We start from the raw sequence: 16551 nt of genomic DNA, 5'->3' as shown, positions 1-16551 counted from the left end.
CCACCGAACCCCCCCACCCACACCCTCCCCCCCCCCCCCCTCTCCTCCCCCCCCCCCCCCCCCCCCCCCCCCCCCCCCCCCCCCCCCCCCCCCCCCCCCCCCCCCCGCGCCCGGTGGGCGGGGCCGGGCGTCAGGGGCGGCGCTCCCGCGCGTCCGCTCCCGGGGCCCGGATGCCGTCGATGATGCGGGTCCAGTTGTCCTTCCCGTGGCCGTCGGCGGCAGCGCGGCGGTAGTGCTCCCGGACGGCGCGCGGGAGCGCGAGGTCGATGCCGACGGCTGTGCTGGTGTCGACGATGTGGTCCGCCGTCGCGCCCATCATGGTCACCGTGCTCAGGTGGCCCGGATGCTCGCCGGCGTCGATCTGCTCGCCGACGTTCTCGCCGGCCCGGAGCATCGCCGGGATGTCGGTCAGCGTCGTCATCAGTTCCGGCACCGCCTCCGTCGCGGTGATCCCGGCCGTCCCCAGCAGCGCGGTGGCGTGCATGAGCGCGGAGAGGGTGGTCAGGAACACGTCGAGGTGGGCCTGGTACATCAACTGGGCCAGCCCGGGGTCCGCACCGAGGTAGCGCGGCGCCCCGACCCGCGTCAGCACCGGGCGGTGCGCCTCGAAGGCCTCGGACGGTCCGCTGTAGTAGGCGTACGCCGCCTCGGTGCCCACCATCGGCGCGGGCACCATCACACCGCCGGTCACGAAGCTCGCCCCGTGCCCGGCCACCCAGGCCGCGGCCTCGCGGGCGCGGTCCGGGGTGTCCGAGCTCAGGTTGACGACCGTGCGGCCGGCCAGCTCCGTGGTCGCGGGCCGGAGGACGTCGTACATCGCCCCGTAGTCGGTGAGGCTGAGGATCACCAGCTCGCTCGCGGCGACCGCGTCGGCGGGCGTCGCCGCCAGGGTGGCGCCGTCGGCCACGAGGCCTTCGGCACGGGCGGCGGTGCGGTTCCAGACGGTGACCGGATGACCGGCGGCGAGCAGCGTCCGGACCATGGCCCGGCCCATCGGGCCGAGACCGATGAGCGTGACGGGCGTGGCGTTCACGCGGCGGCTCCTTCGTGGGATCCGGCGGCACGGTCGACGGCGCGGAGGCTCTCGTAGATCCTCGCCAGTCCCTCCGAGCCGTGCCCGGCGGCGATCTGCCGGCTGATCAGCGCCTGGACGGCGGCGATGGGAGCGGGATCGACCCCCTGCTCCTCGCTGGCCCGCACGAGGTGCGACAGGTCGGAGAAGTCCAGGCTCTGCTGTCCCGGGACGGTGTAGTCGCCGCCGTCGACGACCTTGGCGTAGCCGGCGAGCTCCTGGGTCATGGCGGCCAGGAACGGGGTCTGCCGGGCGGCGAAGTCGGCCGCGCTCATCCCCATGGTGGCGACCATCGCCGCGCCGTGGAAGAAGCCCGCGAACATCTGGTACATCCCCGACAGCATCGCCAGGTCCACCAGGGACGCCCGGCCGGCGTCCTCGCCGTGGAACTCGCTCGTGGCCCAGAGGTCGAGGGTCGGCAGGAGGCCGTCGTACGCCGCCCGCGAGCCGCTGTAGAAGATCTGGCCCTCGCGGGCTCCGATCATGGCGGGCACGGCCATGACGGCGCCGTCGAGGTGGACGACGCCGTGCTCGGCCGCCCAGGAGGCGAGTTCGCGGGACTCGTTCGGCGTCGTGGTCGTGAGGTTGACGAGGGTACGGCCGCGCAGCTCGTCGACGACCGGGTCGAGGGTCTCCCGGACCGATGCGTACGTGAACAGGCAGACGACGACCACCGGGCTCGCCGTCACGGCCTCGCGGACCGAGCCGGCGGCACGGGCGCCACGGGACACCGGTTCCGCGGCGCGGGAAGGGGTGCGGTTCCATACGGTCACGGTGCGGTCGGCGCCGAGCAGCGCGGCCGTCAGCGCGCTGCCCATCGCGCCGAGGCCGAGCATGGTGACATCGGTCGACTGGACGGGATTCTCAGTGGCTTCGCTCATGACCACCATCCTGCGAACCGCTGTATCGTCGCGGAAGTACCCACTATTTACTGCGGTACTTACCTCTTGGTAAGCATGGAGGAGCCATGGCTCGCACGCCCCGCAACGGCCCGTACTTCTGTGGCATCGACGCCGCGCTCGATGTCGTCAGCGGCAAGTGGAAGGGGCTCGTCCTCTGGGAGCTGCACCTCCACGGCGTCCGGCGCTTCGCCGAACTGCGCCGGTCGCTGCCGGGCGTGAGCGAGAAGATGCTGACGCAGCACCTGCGCCAGATGGAAGAGGACGGTCTCGTCCACCGCACGGTCTACGCCGAGGTGCCGCCGAAGGTGGAGTACTCGCTGACCGAGTCGGGCGCGGCGCTCAACGAGGCGCTGCAGCCGCTCGGCGAGTGGGGCCGGGACCGCATCCGCCGGGACCGCCTCGACGTCGTCACGGTCCCCGGCACCTCGGTCCAGGCGGCCTCCTGACCCACGGGGCCGGGGCTTTTGGCCGGCCGGCGCGCGGGCGGCGGGAGCCGCCGGTGCGGGCGAGCCGGGGCCGGGTGCCGGAAGCGGACTCCCGGCACCCGGTGTGCGTCCGGGCGGGCGTGCCGCACGGCGGGGTCCGTTCGCCGTGCGGCACGGGGACCGCGTGCCTCTCGCCGCGGGAGGTGTGCGGACGACCGCTCCCGCGCCGCGTGTCGCGCCTGCCGCCGGGCCGTTCCCTCCGGCGGATCACCGCGCGACGGTCCTAGGCCGTGGGGACCTCGGCGAGGACCACCACGCAGGAGTAGGCCACGGCGTCGTTCTGCTCGGCGACGACGCGGACCCGGGCGCGCCCGGCCAGGTCGTCGGGAAGGGGCTCGGCCAGGAGCCAGCAGGGGCTGTCGAGTTCGACGTAGCGGGCGAAGGCCGAGTCCATGCCGGCCACCACGCTCGGCCGGGGGTGGGTCATGGCCTGGGCGCACTGGCGCGCCGCTTCGAGCAGCAGCATGCCCGGGGCGTGGTCGACGGGGTGGTCGAAGAGCACCGGGTGGGCCGTGTCGGCGCGCAGCTGCCACCGGTTCGCGCTGTCGGTGTTGGACAGCACCACGTCGTCGAAGCGTTCACGGCCCACCGGTGCCGCGGAGGCCGGCGGGGACAACGGGATCGACCGGGCGTTGGCCTGCGCGATGTCGGCGTAGCGGCCGCGCAGACGCTCGTAGACGGAGCGTTCCTGGATGGAGAAGCTGGTACGGGCGACGGCCAGCCGGGCGCCGTCACGCAGGGCCTCGACGTGCATGGTGACGGCCGCCGCGCGGTTCCTGCGGTAGGTGACGTCCGTGCATCTGATGCGCAGTTCGATCTCGGCGTCGGCCTCTTCGGCGGTGAGCGCCTCGGGCGCGAGGCTCCAGTGGAAGTCGCGCCACAGGAGCTGGTGACCGAGCGGTACCCCGTAGGCTCCGTGGGACAGGAGCGGCAGGGTCTGCCGAATCGTTTCGCTCAGCAGGAGCGGGTCGTGCAGTCCGTGGCGCGTGAGGTAGAAGCTGTGCGAACGCGGCCAGCGGGCGGTGACCGTGAACTCGTCGGGACCGGTCTTCCCCCACCGCTCCAGGAGCACTTCGTCCTGGTTGGCCTTGTGTGTCCAGGCCTGCGGAACGCCCGTGGTCCGGTCCTGAGCAAGGTGCAACGACATGCCTGACTCTCCCCCAAGGGTCGGTGACGCGATGCGACCGCGGCACATGGTGGTGTGGCGAGGCGCCTGGGCATAACATAGAGGTCATTCTTTTTGTTTGTCGAGCGGTGTCGAGAGAACAGGGAACGAAGCATGGCGCGCCAGATGCAGGAACGGGCCCAACGAACGCGTGAGGTACTGCTGCGCGCCGCTGCCGAGGTGTTCGACGAGGCGGGTTACGCCGGGGCCAGCATCAACAAGATCCTCGACATCGCCGGGGTGACCGCGGGGGCGGTGTACTTCCACTTCAAGTCGAAGGAGGGTCTGGCCCGTGCGGTGATCCTCGAACAGGCCGCCGACCTGCGGTTCCCGCAGGAGCGGGACGGCCTGCAGCAACTGGTCGACATGACCCAGTACCTGGCCCTGGAGATGCAGCGCAACACCCTCCTGAGGGCGGGCGTACGGCTCGCGGTCGAGCAGAACGAGCCCGACCTGCAGGACTACACGATCTACGACTGGTGGACCGAGCACTTCCGCAAGCAGCTCGTCCGGGCACGCGAGTTGGGCGAGCTGCTGCCGGACGTGAGCGAGGCGGAGTTCGCCCAGCAGCTGGTCGGTTCGTACACGGGAACGCAGATCATGTCGCAGATCTCCTGCAAGCGGGCCGACCTCCCGCAGCGGATCGCCACCATGTGGCGCTACCTGCTGCCCGCCGTCGCGCCCGCCGAGGTGGTCGCCCGCCTCGACCTCTCCCCCCGGCGGTCCTCCCGGGGATCGGACGGGCGGGCATGAGCCCGCTGCGCGTGGTCCTCACCGGCGCGACCGGCTTCGTCGGCTCGGCCGTGCTCCGCGAACTCCTCGCCACGCGGCCGGCGGAGGGGGGCGTACAGGTGCGCGCCCTCGCACGCGGCGTGTCCGGCCGCCCCGCGCCGCCGGGGCTCGTCTGGGAGAACGCCGACCTCACGGCGCCCGCCTCCCTGCGGGGCACCTGCCGGGACGCGGACGTCCTGATCCACCTCGCCTCGCTCGTCAGCGGGGACGACGCCACCTGCGCGGCGGTCAACGTGCGCGGCACCGGCGCCCTGATGGAGGAGGCGCGGCGCGCCGGCGTCGGGCGGATCGTGCACCTGTCCACCGCCGCGGTGTACGGCCCCGGCCCCCACAGCGGCCCCGGCGTCGGCGAGATCGACCCCGCGCCCACCTCTCCGGCCAGCCGTACGCGGCTCGAGGGCGAGGCGGCGGCCGTGGGGGCGGGCGCGACCGTGCTGCGGCCGGGGCTCGTCCTGGGGCGCGGGGACCGCTGGGTCGTCCCGGCGCTGGCCGAGCTGAGGGCGCGCGTCCCGGCCCGGTGGGACGGCGGACGGGCCCTGCTGTCCATGGTGGACGTCGAGGATCTCGCACGGCTGATCGCCGCCCTGGCGTGTGCGAGGGGGACCGGTCCGGCGGGGGTGTACCACGCCAGTCACCCCGTTCCCGTGCGGAACCTGGACCTGATGTCCCGCCTGACCGCCCTCGGAGTGCTCGACCCGGTGACGGAGGACTGGACCTGGCAGGAGTGCCTGGACCGCTTCCGCCGCACACCGGGGCGGCTGTCCGAGCGGCAGTTCTCCCTCCTGGCCCGCGATCACTGGTACCGCAGCGAGGAGATCTGGCGGGTGGCCGGCTGCCCCGAGGGCCCCGGGCCGCTGGCGCGGCTCGACGGCGCCGGCGCCTGGTACCGGGAGCGGAGCGGCGAGTTGCCAAAGCCGCAGGCGATATGGCCGACCGGCGGCATCCCGGACGCGAAACCGGGTTAACTTCCGGTTACCGCCGCACCACCGCCCGGAGGAGACGTGCAACCGTCCGCCCGAAGCCCTCTGCGCCTGCTTCCCGCGCTCTTCGCCCCGATCCGCCGCTGCCTGCGTCCGGAGCCCTGGTGAGTCAGGAACGAGCGGCAAGGACCCGCCGTGCCCTGATCACGGCGGCTGCCGCGGAGTTCGCGCGCAACGGCTACGCGGGCACTTCCCTGGCCCGCGTCTGCTCCGCCGCGGGCGTCACCATGGGGGCGCTGACCTTCCACTTCCCCTCCAAGACCACCCTGGCCGCCGCCGTGGACACCCGTGGCGCGGACCTCACGCGCGAGGCGCTGCGCGCCGTGACGGCACGCCCCGTCCGAGGCGTCGGGACCCTGGTCGAGCTGACCGCGGCCCTGGCCCGCCTCCTGGAGGAGGACGTCGTCGTACGGGCGGCCGCACGCCTCGGGCAGGAGCGCGCGGACACCGGGGCGAACAGCTGGCACGCCGCCTGGTTGCCGCAGGTGCGGGAACTGGCCGCCGAGGCCGCCTGCGACGCCGAGGGGTGCGGCGATCCGGCCGACCTCGAGCTCCTGGTCCTCTACCTGGTGACCGGCGCGGAGGCCGCGGTACGGGCGGGGTGGCGCGACGGAAGCACCGAGAAGCAGGTGCGCCGCCTGTGGGAGCTGCTCCTCAGCGGCTTCGGGAGCCAGCCCTCGCCGGCGTGACCCGCGCGGCGCCACCCGGACGCCCCTCGGCCCGTCCGCCGCCCCTCCGCGGCACGCGCAACCTCTCGAAGTAGCGCTCCGGGCGCTTCCTGACGAGAAAAAATAGCGAGCATTCTCTATTCTTTACGAGGGGAACGCCCCTGAGTGGGCCAGTACGAGGGAGGGAACGGGCATGTTGGTACAGCAGGGGGCTCGGAAGTCGGCGTCGCCCTCGGCCTTCGCCGAGGAGGTGTTCCGCCGGTTGCCCCGGGCGGACCAGCGCAGGTGGGCCCAGGCCTACCTGCGGGCGCTCCTGGTCACACCGGGCAAGAAGACGATGCGCCGCCTCGCGGCCTCCGTCTCCGACTCGCCCACCGCCTCCCAGGCCCTGCACCAGTTCGTCAACGCCAGCCCCTGGCTCTGGTCGGACGTACGCGAAGAGCTGATCGCGCAGGTGAACAGGTACGCCCGGCCCCGCGCCTGGACCATCGCGCCGGTGGTGCTGCCCAAGCGGGGCACCAAGTCCTGCGGGGTGCACCGGCGTTTCGTCCCGGAGCTCGGACGCTCCGTCAGCTGCCAGCTGGCCGTCGGCGCGTTCCTGTCGACCGGGGTCGGTCAGGTCCCGGTCGACTGGTTCCTGCACCTGCCCGGCGCGTGGCTGGACGATCCGGTCCTGTGCCGCCGGGCCCGCATCCCGGAGACGGTGGCGGCGCGCTCGGTGGCGGGCGGTGTGCTGGACCTCGCCGACGACCTCGTGTCCCGCAGTCCGCACCGTCCGCTTCCGATCGTGGCGGACCTGGCCGGGCACGGCGACTCGCACGAGCTGCTGCGGGGACTGAGCACGCGCGGCAGGGAGTTCGTCGTCGCCGTGCCCGCGGCGCTGCCCCTCGTGCCCGACGGCCCGCCCGGCGGCCCGCGGTGGAACGGGTCCGCTCCGGCACTGCCCGCCGGGCGACTGCTGTGGGGGCGGGGCAGGACGGCGGCCCGGGGCGGACGGACCGGCAGCGCGTGGGTGCGGCCGGCCGGGGAGCGGGGCGCGGACCCGCAGCTGTGCCGCCTCTTCGCCGAACCGCGCCGGGGGCCCGGCGGGCCGCGGACGGGACAGCTGTGGATCACCAACTCGATCCACCGGCCCATCGAGGAACTCCTCGGCCTGGTCGGTGCGCAGGCGGCCACCGCGGACACACTGGACAGCCTGGCGGCGGACTTCGGTCTGTACGACTTCGAGGGCCGCTCCTACCCGGGCTGGCACCACCACATGACCCTGGTCTCGGCGGCCTTCGCCTATCACAGCCTCACGGCGGACCGGGCCCCGTCCACCGAGCTGCGGTCGGCCTGAGGCCGGACGCCGTCGACCGTGCACCGGGCCCCGGGCCCGGGACGACGCGCCGCTGCGCGTCGTCCCGGGCCCGGGGCCGTGTCACGCGGCGACCTCCGGCCGCCCGCGCGCGGCGCCGTCGCGTCCGGTCCGCGCGGCCGAGGCGTCGCGGTGGACGCGTACCGCCTTCGTGTGCACCGTCTGCACCGCCTGCGCCGTCTGTGCCGTCTGTGCCGTCTGGGTCCGGGCCGTCCGCGTGCGCGCCTCCTTCGTGTGCGCCGCTCGCGTGAGGCAGCCCGCCACGTCGTCCAGGCAGACGCCGAACCACCGCAGGTAGTCGCGCGTCCTCGCCGCGTCCGGGTAGTGACGGCACACGAGGTCCGCGCCGGACACGCCCCGCGCCCCCATCAGGCGCAGGGCCGGGGGCCGCAGCGCGCTGACCGTGCCCCGCGTCACCAGCTCCTCGGCGTAGCAGGCCGACCGGGACGCGGTACGCGCGGCGGTGACCCACAGCGGCCTGGGCTCCGGGACGCCGGCGGCGGCGAGCGCTCCCCAGCGGGCCGAGCCGAAGGTCATGTCGTGCGTCTGGTGGGCGAGCCGGGCCGCCGCCAGGCCGGCGCGGCCCCGCAGCGCCTTGGCCTCGTCGGAGCCGATGAGGTCGAGACGGGAGTCGACCCGCTCGTCCACGTCCGCCACCCCGAAGGCGAGCAGCGACACGGGACCGCCCGGTACGCCCTCCCCCCGGCCGGGCCCCGCCTCGAGGCACTGTTCGAGACCGTCCATCACCGCGTGGGCGACGTCCGCGTACTGCCGCGGGGAGTGGAGGCCCGCCGCCTCCACCCCGATGCCCTCGGCCAGGCAGCCCGTGACCGCCGCCGGCAGACCGGGCGCTCGGGGCAGCCGCACGACCAGGTTGGGCCGGTCCACGGCCGAACGCAGCGCGCGTGCCCGCGCGATCAGGGCCGGGACGTCCGTGTCCGCCCCCACGTCGACCGGAACGGACACGAGCCCGTCGCGCCCCCCGCTCGCACGGTGCGCGGGCGCCAGCCGATCGCACAGCTCCCGGACCGCGCCGGGACGCCGCGAACCGTCCGGTCCCAGCCGCACCCCGGTCGCCCCGCTCTCGTCGAGCAGCCGCAGCAGACGGCCGGTGCCCGGCGTGCGCCCCTCGTCCGAAGCGGGCACCTCCACCTCGCCCTCGGCGTCCACCCACACGCTGACGCCCGCCCTGGACAGTTTCCTCACCGCGTTCTTCATGGATGTCCTCCCCTCCTGCGCCGACGGCGATGTCAGAGTCGTTCGAGAACGGCGCAGGTCCAGCTGAAACCCGCGCCGACGCCCACCAGCAGCACCCGGTCGCCCGGCGCGAGGCGGTCCTGCTGCAGGAGCTTCGCCAGCCCGGCCGGCTGGTCGCCCGCGCCGAGGTGACCGGTCGTCAGCCCCCACTCCTGGAGCGTGTCCTCGGGCCGGATGCCCAGCGGTTCCAGACACTGCAGCCGGGACAGTTTGGCGCCGAAGAACGGCACGACGACGACCGCCATGTCGGACATCGCGGCGTCGGCCGCCGCCAGGCAGTTCTCCACCGCGGTGCGCATCCCGGTCTCGTTGCGGGCGGTGACCTCGTCGACGGCGTGGTGCCGCAGGAAGCCCTTCTTGCGCGCGACCAGGTCGAGCGGCCCGGCCTGTCCCGCGCTGTCGCCGAAGGGCTCCTCCCCCCGGTGCAGTCCTTCGAGCAGCGGCTGCGACCAGGAGGCCGTGGCCACCAGGCGCAGCGCGCCGGGCCGCCGGGACAGCACCACGGCCGTACCCGCGTCGCCGAAGGCGAGGCCGCGGTCGGTCGTCCAGCGCGGGAAGGCCGGCCCGGCGAAGCGGTCACCGGTGGTGACCAGGGCCGCGCCGGTGTCGGGAACGGCGGTGAGCCGGGCCGCGGCCGTCTCCAGGGCGCTCACGCCGCCGTTCGACATCTGCCGCAGCTCGAAGGCCACGCAGGCGCCGTGGCCGAGCACCTGCTGCTGGACGTAGGCGGCCGTGTTCCAGAACTCCAGGCCCTGGTACCAGCAGTCGGCGTGGATGAGCAGTCCTACGTCCAGCGGGTCGCGCCCGCACGCGGCGAGCGCCTTGCGGCCCGCGTCCACGGCGAGTTCGGGCCCGCTGCGGTCCCGGCTGACCGACACCGACACCTGCCGGCTCGTCTCGGCCTCCGCCGCGTCGAGCAGGCCCGCGGCCACCGCCTCCCGGCTGCTCTGGGGCGTGCCCAGTGTCACCGCGGCGCTCTCCACGTAGACGTCGTGCCAGCGCACGGCTCCGCGCGCCATCAGCGATCGCCCCACCGCGGGCTGGGACCGAACCTGCGGGCCGCGGTCTCCTTCTCGTACGGCATGCCGGGCGGCATGTTGAGCACCTCCAGCTGGAAGCCGCCGACCCCGCGGAAGTAGACCCAGCGGTCGCCGTCGATCGGGCCGCCGTCCTCGATGAGCTGGGGTTCGCCGAGCACCTCGGCGCCGGGCACCTGCGCGAGCCAGGCCGCGGCGCGTGCCACGTCGTCGACGAAGAAGGCCAGGTGGTGGCCGCCGACATCGCTGTTGCGCGGGCGCTCGACCCGCTGCCCCTCGATCTCGCAGCTGCTCAGTTCGAGGTTGGTGACCGGACCGAGCCGGATCACGGCGGTGTCGATGCGGAAGGGGCGGTCGACGCCGTACTGGCGTGCCGCGAGGGCCTGGTCGACGTCCCGTGCGGCGCGGTGGACGAGTTCGCCGCCCATCGGCCCGGTGAAGAAGGCGACCGCCTCGTCCAGGTCCTCGACCGTGTAGCCGACGTGGTCCACGCCGCGCGCGGTGGGCAGGCCGGGGCCGCTCCAGTCCGGGGCGGGCCGGTACAGGCGGGCCTCGGTCTCCTTCTCGTACGGCAGCTCGGCCGCGACCTCGCGCAGTTCGAGGCGCAGGCCGCCGTCGGTCAGGACGTGGATCCAGCGGTTGCCCGCCGTGGGGCCCTCCGTCTCGGTGCGCGGCTCGCCGAGGACGCGTATGCCCTCCTCCTCGCGCAGCCGGCCCAGGGCCCGCTCCAGGTCGCCGACGTGGATGCCGATGTGGTGGCCGCCGACGTCGGTGAACTCCGGCATCCGGACGCGCTGCCCGGGTGCGTCGTACTGGAACAGCTCCAGGTTGCTCACCGGGCCGAACCGCAGCATCGCGATGTGCGCGCTCGCCCGGGGGTGGACGCCGAGCTGGCGCGTCATCCAGTCGCCGTCCGGGTCCTCGACCGGGCCGAGGCGGTAGAGGAGTTCGGCGCCGAGGACGCGGGTGAAGAGGTCCACCGCCCGGTCCAGGTCGGGCACGGTGTACGCGTAGTGGTCCACGTTGCGCAGGGTGGGGATGACGGCGGCGCCGGGCGCCTCGGTGGCCAGGGGTGCTGACACGGTGTGCTCCAGAGGAGAGTGGGTGGGGTGCGGGACTCAGACGCTGCCCGCGTGGGCGGCGTTGGCGACGGCGGCGGTCAGTGCCATGCCGCCGTCGATGAGGACCGACGTGCCGGTCGTGTAGGCGGCCTCGGGCGAGGCCAGGTGCGCGACGAGCGCGGCCACCTCCTGCGGCCGGCCGGGACGCCCGGCCGGGATCGCCGGGCGGGCGATCTGCGCGGCGTCCAGGCCGGCGGGGACGTTGTTCATGGGGGTGGCGGTCTCGCCGGGCGCGACGGCGTTGACCGTGATGCCGTACGGGGCGAGGTCGAGGGCCATGGCCTTGGTCAGCGCGCCGAGTCCGCCCTTGGCGGCGCAGTAGGTGCTGCCCTCGCCGATCGGCAGGTGCTCGTGGACGCTGGTGATGTTGATGATCCGGCCGCCCCTGCCCTGCGCGATCATCCGCCGCGCGGCGACCTGGGACAGGCGGAAGGGGCTGGTCAGGTTGACCGTGAGGACGCGCTGCCAGTCCTGGAGGGTCTCCTCGGTCACGGACGCGCGCCGGTTGACGCCGGCGTTGTTGACCAGGACGTCGATGCCGCCGGCGGCCTCGGCCGCCTCCTGTAGCGCCTCGCCCGCGGCCTCCGGGTCGGACAGGTCGAGGCCGAGGGTGCGGGTCTGCACCCCGTGCCGTACGGCGATGGCGTCGGCGAGCTCCTTCGCGGCCGCGGCCTGCCGGCCGTAGCCGACCACGACGTCGTGGCCGGCCGCGCCCAGGGCCCGGGCCACCTCGGCGCCGATGCCCGAACTGGCTCCCGTGACGAAGGCGATGGGTCGGGACATGGGAGGGACCTTTCTGCAGAGGTACGGGGGATGGTGGTCGGTGCGGGGGGCGAGCCGGCTCCGCCCTCGCCCCCGCCTCCCGGCGCCGCGCGGGGCCGGGAGGCGGGGGCGGGTGGGGGCGGGGCCGCCCCGGCCGGGGACCGCCCCGGCTCAGGGGCGCGAGGTGACCGAGAGGGCGACCTTGGGCGCGGCCCTGCGGCCCTTCTCCAGGAGCTCGAAGGCCTGGTCGGCGGCGGCCAGCGGGAAGACGTCCGCGATCATGCCCTTGGCGGTCAGGACGCCCTCCTCGAAGAGCCGCAGCGCGCGCTCGTAGTAGTCGAGCCCGTGCCGTACGCCGACCATGGTGACGCCGCGCAGCACCATCTCGGCCGCGTCGACCGAGGGCAGCGTCGCGTTCGGTACGCCGACCGCGGCGATGCGGCCGCCGATGTCGGCGACGCGCAGGGCCTCCAGCAGGGCGGACACCGCGCCGGACGCCTCGATGACGACGTCGTAGCGGCCGTCCTTGGCCTCGCCCGGCAGGAAGGCGTGCTCGGCGCCCATGCGCAGCGCGGTGCCGATGCCGGCGTCGTCGACGCCGACCACGTCGACCGTGCCGGCGACCCGGCGGGCCATCTGCACGGCGAGCAGCCCCATGGTGCCGGTGCCCAGGACCAGGACGCGTTCGCCGGGGAAGACGCCGACCTTGTCGAGCGCGGCCAGGACGGTGACGGCCGGTTCGGCCAGGGCCGCGGCGAAGTCGTCCACGCCCGGCGGGACCTTGGTCAGCGACTGGGCGGGCAGCCGGATGAACTCCGCGGCCGCGCCCTGCTGGCCGTACAGGCCCACCTCCTTGAGCTGGGAGCACTCGTTGCGGTGGCCGCGCTGGCAGGCCCGGCAGCCGCCGCAGGAGAGCATGGTCTGGCCGACGACGCGGTCACCGATCTCCAGCTGCCGCGAGTACTGGCAGTTGCCCGCGATGGCCACGACCCGTCCGACCCACTCGTGGCCGAACACGTGCGGCATGACGGCGCGGCCGTCCTTGACGTAGGAAGCGGTGCCGTGCAGCAGTTCCAGGTCGGTGCCGCAGATGCCGACCGTGGTCGGCGCGACGAGTACGTAGCCCAGTTCGGGCCCCGGTATCTCCAGTTCCACCTGACCGACCTTGCCTGCCTCCAGGACGGCCGCGGCGGTCATGGAGCCGTTCGGCCAGCGGCCGCACAGCAGGTCGTCGGTGGGTGGCAGCACCTTGTCGTGGTGTGCGCTCAAAGGATCCCCTCCTGGGTCAGGGCCCGTCGGATTCCGGGCGGAAGATCGCGGTCTGCTCGTGGGCCGGGAGCTCCGGCACACGGGCGGGCAACTCGGCGGTGACCTCACTGGGCAGGACGCGTACGACGGCGAGGTTCAGGCCGTCGGGTCCCGCGGTCACCCGCAGCGCGGAGCGGGCCGGAACGAGCAGGACGCTCCCGGCGTCCAGCGGGCGCTCCCCCGCCCCGTCGTCCGCCGCGCCCCGCCCGGCGACGACGTAGAGGGCCACCTCGGTGCCGTGGTCGGGTTCGTGGGTCCAGCCGGCGCCGGGAGCGAGCCGTATCTGCTCGAAGGCCTCGCACTCGCTGTGCAGCATGCCGCGGCGGGCGAGGCACCTCCAGGTGGTGTCCGGTGCGCCGGGCCGCAGGAAGCGGGCGGGCAGGTCCTGGTTGTTGACGATCACCGGCCCGGCCTCCCCGCGGGGACGGCGAGTTCGGCGTGGAAGAGTTCCAGCTCCGCGCCGCGGTCGGCGCCGACCCGGGCCCGCGTGCCGAGCGGCAGGGTGACGGCGGTGCCCGGGCGCAGCTCCGCGGTGCCCGCGCCGGTGTCGACCCAGCCGGTGCCGGAGAGCACGAACACCATGTGCTCGCAGCCCTCGGAGGCCAGTCCGGTCGTACCGGAGGCGGGGACGGTCTCGATGGCGACGGTGCGCAGGGGTCCGGTGAAGACCCCGGACGGGTCGACGGAGCGCTCGGCTCGCAGGTCGTGGATACGGGCTCGCACGGCGGTCTCCTTCAGCGGGATCGGGGGCTTCGCGGGGCTGCGGTGTCCTGCGGCGGGCGCGGTGCCGCCGGCGGCGAGTGCGGCGGCGAACCGGGGCGAACGCATCTCGATCACCAGCCAGTCGAGATCACCGGGGCCGGTGTTGCGCAGGCCGTGGACGGTGCCGAGGCCGGTGAGGACCAGCGATCCCGGCCCGACGGGGCGCCCGACGCCGTTCAGGTACATCTCGCCGCTGCCGGAGAGGATGAAGTAGATCTCCTCGGTGCGGGTGTGCCGGTGTTCGCCGCTGACGCCGCCCGCCGGGACGGAGGCCCATTCGACGGCTTCCCAGTCGCCGCGCAGGTCGGCGCCCGAGGCCAGGCACTTCCACCAGGTGATCCCGGTGGTGCCGTGCACTCCGTGGATCTCGGCGGGGCCCGTGATGTCGCCGACGACGACGGCGTCGCGGGTGCCGGCCGGCGCGTACAGGAGGTCAGACACGGTCCTCCTCCTGCTCCCGCGCGAGGGACCCCAGGTCGGCGACGGCGTCCAGCAGTTCCCGCTCGGTGAGGTCGTTGACGAAGACCGCCTCGCCGATGCCGCGGGGCAGCGGGAGGCGCTGGAGGCCGTCGCGGTGGCGGACGGTGTCGCGCAGCGCGGCGGTCAGCAGCTCGGACTGGTTCAGCAGGTCGTTCCAGGCGGGCAGTTCGAGGGAGCGCATCACGGCGAGGACGCGGTCGCGGTCCACGGTGTCGACGAGACCGCGGTGGTGGGCGATCACGGTGGTCAGCGCCATGTCGACGCTGACCGCCTCGCCGTGCAGGAGCTCGGGCAGGGCCCGCATCTCCACGGTCGGGCTGAAGGTGTGGCCGTAGTCGACGCAGCGCTCCAGCGTGGTCTCCCACAGGTTGGGCTGCAGCTCTTCGAGCATGCCGTGGATGGCGCGGCGCACCACCTCGCGGGCCACCTCGTCGCCCTGCTCGCTCTCGCCCTGGAACTTGTCGTCCAGGAGCATCGGACCGTGTTCCTCCAGGAGCCCGAAGAGCCGTACGTCCTTGATCAGCGCGATCTTGAGGATCTCGGCGAGCCCGTTGCCGATGTGGCGGCGGTCGAGGGTGGAGAGGAAGGACCGGTCGAGCAGGGTGAGGTCGGCCGGGAAGTACGTGCCCAGACGGTTCTTGTGCCCGTTGAAGTTGACCCCCGTCTTGGCGCCGACCCCGGCGTCGACCAGGCCGATCAGCGTGGTGGGCACCCGGACGAAGGGGGTGCCGCGCCGGTAGAGGCTGCTGGCGAGGCCGACGATGTCCATGAGGACGCCGCCGCCGATGACGATGACCGGCTCGCGCCTGCGGTCGATCCCGAAGGCGTCGAGCTCGCGGACGATCCGGGCCACGACGTCGAAGTCCTTGACGGTCTCGTTGGCCGGGACGACGCACAGGCTGTACTCGACGTCGTGGTAGTCGAAGTAGGCGCGGATGCGGTTGCCGTGCAGCAGATCGACGTTGGCGTCGAGCACGACGAATCTGCGGACGCGCTGCCCGGGGGCGCCGGCCGGTTCCAGCAGGTCGGTCCGCGTGAGGTCGAAGAGCCCGTCCGTGACCCTGACCTCGTAACTGACCGGCTTGGACGCGCGGACCGTCCAGGAGTCGATGCGCTCGCTGTAGGCGTACAGGCCGGGGCCGGACAGAGCCCGCGCCGAGCCGTCGGACAGGCCCACGAGCCCAGAGCTGGACACAGACATGGAACACCTCTCGTTGATGCGGACTTGGGGGGGGATCTGCCAGGAGCGTGGCGATCATTTATATGCATTGTCAAGCATGCACTTCCCAGAGTGCGTCTTCCGGATCCCGACTTGGCCAAGTAGCAAGTGGCTTGCATCAGGGGCGGACCATCGGTAGATAACGAATGCTATTTTCTTCCGCAAGCAACGGCCAGGAGGTCGTTCGCGGTCGAAGCAGAAGCGGCAGAAGAAGGAGTTGCGTCGTGCGTGCCAACGTTCTGCACCGGTACGGCGGTCCCGAGCAGTTGACCGTCGTCGAACTCCCGCGCCCCGTCCCGGGACCCGGCCAGATCCTCGTCCGCGCGGCCGCTTCGGCTGTGAACCCGGTCGACATCGAGGTGCGCTCGGGCCAGGCCGCGAGCCGGGTGAGCCACCCCTTCCCGATGGTGCTCGGCTGGGACCTGTCGGGCACCGTGGTGGAGTGCGGTGACGGAGTGACCCGGTTCGCCGTGGGCGACCAGGTCATCGCCATGTCGGCCCAGATGGCCACGGGCGTCGGCACCCACGCCGAGTACGTCGCCCTGGACGCGGCCCTGGCCGCGCCGGCGCCCCGCGGCGTCGACCTGGTCCACGCGGCGGGCCTGCCGCTGGCGGGGCTCACCGCCGACCAGGCCCTGGAGGCCCTCGCGCCGGCGCCCGGCAGCACCCTCCTGGTCACCGGCGCGGTCGGCGCGGTCGGCGGATTCGCCGTTCAACTGGCCGCGGACCGGGGCCTGAAGGTGCTCGCCCTGGTCCGGCCCACCGACGTGGAGGCGGCACGCGCGCTGGGCGCCCACGAGGTGTTCACCGCCGAGCACCCGGTGCCGCACGGCGTCGCCGACCACCTCCTGGAGACCGCCGGGCAGCCCGCCGCCCTCGACGGCGTGCGCGACGGCGGCAGCGCCGTGTCGATCGTGCCGACCGCGCCCCCGGTGGCCGAGCGCGGCATCGACGTGCGCATGTCGTTCGTCGAGCAGGACGGCGACCGCCTGGCGCGGCTCGGCCGCCTGGTCGGCGAGTCGGTGCTCACCCTGCGGACGGCCCGGGTGTTCTCCCTGGACGAGGTGGGCGAGGCGCACCGCAGGCTGGCGGCGGGCGGAAGCCGCGGCAAGCTCCTGGTCGCGGCGGAGTGAACGGGCCACGCCCGACGGACGGCCCCCTCATGACCGCCTACGACTTGGACT

17 protein-coding genes are annotated in these 16551 nt (G+C 73.9%); 6 read left to right on the top strand and 11 right to left on the bottom strand.

The genetic code is table 11. The annotated features are described in order from the left end of the window. Nucleotides 1-130 precede the first annotated feature (130 nt). Nucleotides 131-994 (bottom strand): NAD(P)-dependent oxidoreductase, encoded by an 864-nt coding sequence (locus ACZ4V6_RS01450; RefSeq protein ID WP_467822211.1) that lies wholly within the window; start codon nt 992-994, stop codon nt 131-133. Between the two features lie 35 nt (nt 995-1029). Then, a complete protein-coding gene (locus ACZ4V6_RS01445; RefSeq protein ID WP_467821716.1) occupies nt 1030-1953 on the bottom strand; it encodes an NAD(P)-dependent oxidoreductase in 924 nt (307 codons plus the stop codon). 86 nt (nt 1954-2039) lie between these two features. Here ACZ4V6_RS01445 and ACZ4V6_RS01440 point away from each other — a divergent pair, with 86 nt between their 5' ends. Further along, nucleotides 2040-2420: a winged helix-turn-helix transcriptional regulator gene (locus tag ACZ4V6_RS01440; protein WP_467821715.1), complete on the top strand. Its 381-nt coding sequence runs from the start codon at nt 2040-2042 to the stop codon at nt 2418-2420. Nucleotides 2421-2682: 262 nt separating this feature from the next. Here the strand turns inward: ACZ4V6_RS01440 and ACZ4V6_RS01435 are convergent, their stop codons facing one another. Continuing rightward, nucleotides 2683-3606, bottom strand: a complete 924-nt coding sequence (locus ACZ4V6_RS01435; RefSeq protein ID WP_467821714.1) for a ScbA/BarX family gamma-butyrolactone biosynthesis protein — start codon at nt 3604-3606, stop codon at nt 2683-2685. A gap of 132 nt (nt 3607-3738) precedes the next feature. Between ACZ4V6_RS01435 and ACZ4V6_RS01430 the strand changes: the two genes are divergently transcribed. The 4 genes from ACZ4V6_RS01430 to ACZ4V6_RS01415 all read left to right on the top strand — a co-directional run bounded on the left by ACZ4V6_RS01430 (nt 3739) and on the right by ACZ4V6_RS01415 (nt 7403). Next, nucleotides 3739-4377, top strand: a complete 639-nt coding sequence (locus ACZ4V6_RS01430) for a ScbR family autoregulator-binding transcription factor (protein WP_467821713.1) — start codon at nt 3739-3741, stop codon at nt 4375-4377. Next, nucleotides 4374-5381, top strand: coding sequence for an NAD-dependent epimerase/dehydratase family protein (locus tag ACZ4V6_RS01425; protein WP_467821712.1), 1008 nt, complete (start codon nt 4374-4376; stop codon nt 5379-5381). The genes ACZ4V6_RS01430 and ACZ4V6_RS01425 overlap by 4 nt, the downstream gene beginning before the upstream one ends. A 119-nt stretch (nt 5382-5500) precedes the next feature. After that, nucleotides 5501-6085, top strand: a complete 585-nt coding sequence (locus ACZ4V6_RS01420) for a TetR family transcriptional regulator (RefSeq protein WP_467821711.1) — start codon at nt 5501-5503, stop codon at nt 6083-6085. A gap of 172 nt (nt 6086-6257) precedes the next feature. After that, nucleotides 6258-7403 carry an IS701 family transposase gene (locus tag ACZ4V6_RS01415; protein WP_467821710.1) on the top strand — a complete coding sequence of 382 codons (1146 nt, stop codon included), beginning with the start codon at nt 6258-6260 and terminating at the stop codon, nt 7401-7403. An 81-nt stretch (nt 7404-7484) separates the two neighbouring features. On the opposite strand, the gene ACZ4V6_RS01410 is transcribed toward ACZ4V6_RS01415, so the two are convergent. From ACZ4V6_RS01410 to ACZ4V6_RS01375, 8 genes are all read right to left on the bottom strand, one after another. Continuing rightward, nucleotides 7485-8639: a transaldolase family protein gene (locus ACZ4V6_RS01410; protein ID WP_467821709.1), complete on the bottom strand. Its 1155-nt coding sequence runs from the start codon at nt 8637-8639 to the stop codon at nt 7485-7487. Nucleotides 8640-8671: 32 nt separating this feature from the next. Next, nucleotides 8672-9697: a ketoacyl-ACP synthase III family protein gene (locus ACZ4V6_RS01405; RefSeq protein ID WP_467821708.1), complete on the bottom strand. Its 1026-nt coding sequence runs from the start codon at nt 9695-9697 to the stop codon at nt 8672-8674. Then, nucleotides 9697-10797 (bottom strand): VOC family protein, encoded by a 1101-nt coding sequence (locus ACZ4V6_RS01400; RefSeq protein WP_467821707.1) that lies wholly within the window; start codon nt 10795-10797, stop codon nt 9697-9699. The genes ACZ4V6_RS01405 and ACZ4V6_RS01400 overlap by 1 nt, the downstream gene beginning before the upstream one ends. Before the next feature lie 36 nt (nt 10798-10833). Continuing rightward, complete coding sequence (locus ACZ4V6_RS01395) at nt 10834-11619, bottom strand: SDR family oxidoreductase (RefSeq protein ID WP_467821706.1); 786 nt, start codon at nt 11617-11619, stop codon at nt 10834-10836. Between the two features lie 150 nt (nt 11620-11769). Continuing rightward, entirely contained in the window at nt 11770-12867 is a 1098-nt protein-coding gene (locus tag ACZ4V6_RS01390) for a zinc-dependent alcohol dehydrogenase (RefSeq protein WP_467821705.1), read from the bottom strand. A gap of 16 nt (nt 12868-12883) precedes the next feature. Beyond that, complete coding sequence (locus tag ACZ4V6_RS01385) at nt 12884-13309, bottom strand: hypothetical protein (RefSeq protein ID WP_467821704.1); 426 nt, start codon at nt 13307-13309, stop codon at nt 12884-12886. Further along, nucleotides 13306-14109 (bottom strand): cupin domain-containing protein, encoded by an 804-nt coding sequence (locus tag ACZ4V6_RS01380; RefSeq protein WP_467821703.1) that lies wholly within the window; start codon nt 14107-14109, stop codon nt 13306-13308. Before ACZ4V6_RS01380 ends, ACZ4V6_RS01385 begins: the two co-directional genes overlap by 4 nt. Then, nucleotides 14102-15349 (bottom strand): sedoheptulose 7-phosphate cyclase, encoded by a 1248-nt coding sequence (locus tag ACZ4V6_RS01375; protein WP_467821702.1) that lies wholly within the window; start codon nt 15347-15349, stop codon nt 14102-14104. Before ACZ4V6_RS01375 ends, ACZ4V6_RS01380 begins: the two co-directional genes overlap by 8 nt. Before the next feature lie 242 nt (nt 15350-15591). Between ACZ4V6_RS01375 and ACZ4V6_RS01370 the strand changes: the two genes are divergently transcribed. Continuing rightward, nucleotides 15592-16500, top strand: a complete 909-nt coding sequence (locus ACZ4V6_RS01370) for an NADP-dependent oxidoreductase (protein ID WP_467821701.1) — start codon at nt 15592-15594, stop codon at nt 16498-16500. Nucleotides 16501-16551 lie beyond the last annotated feature (51 nt).

Source organism: Streptomyces sp. NPDC029152, from assembly GCF_055564355.1.
This window is presented reverse-complemented; position numbering and strand designations above follow the sequence as displayed.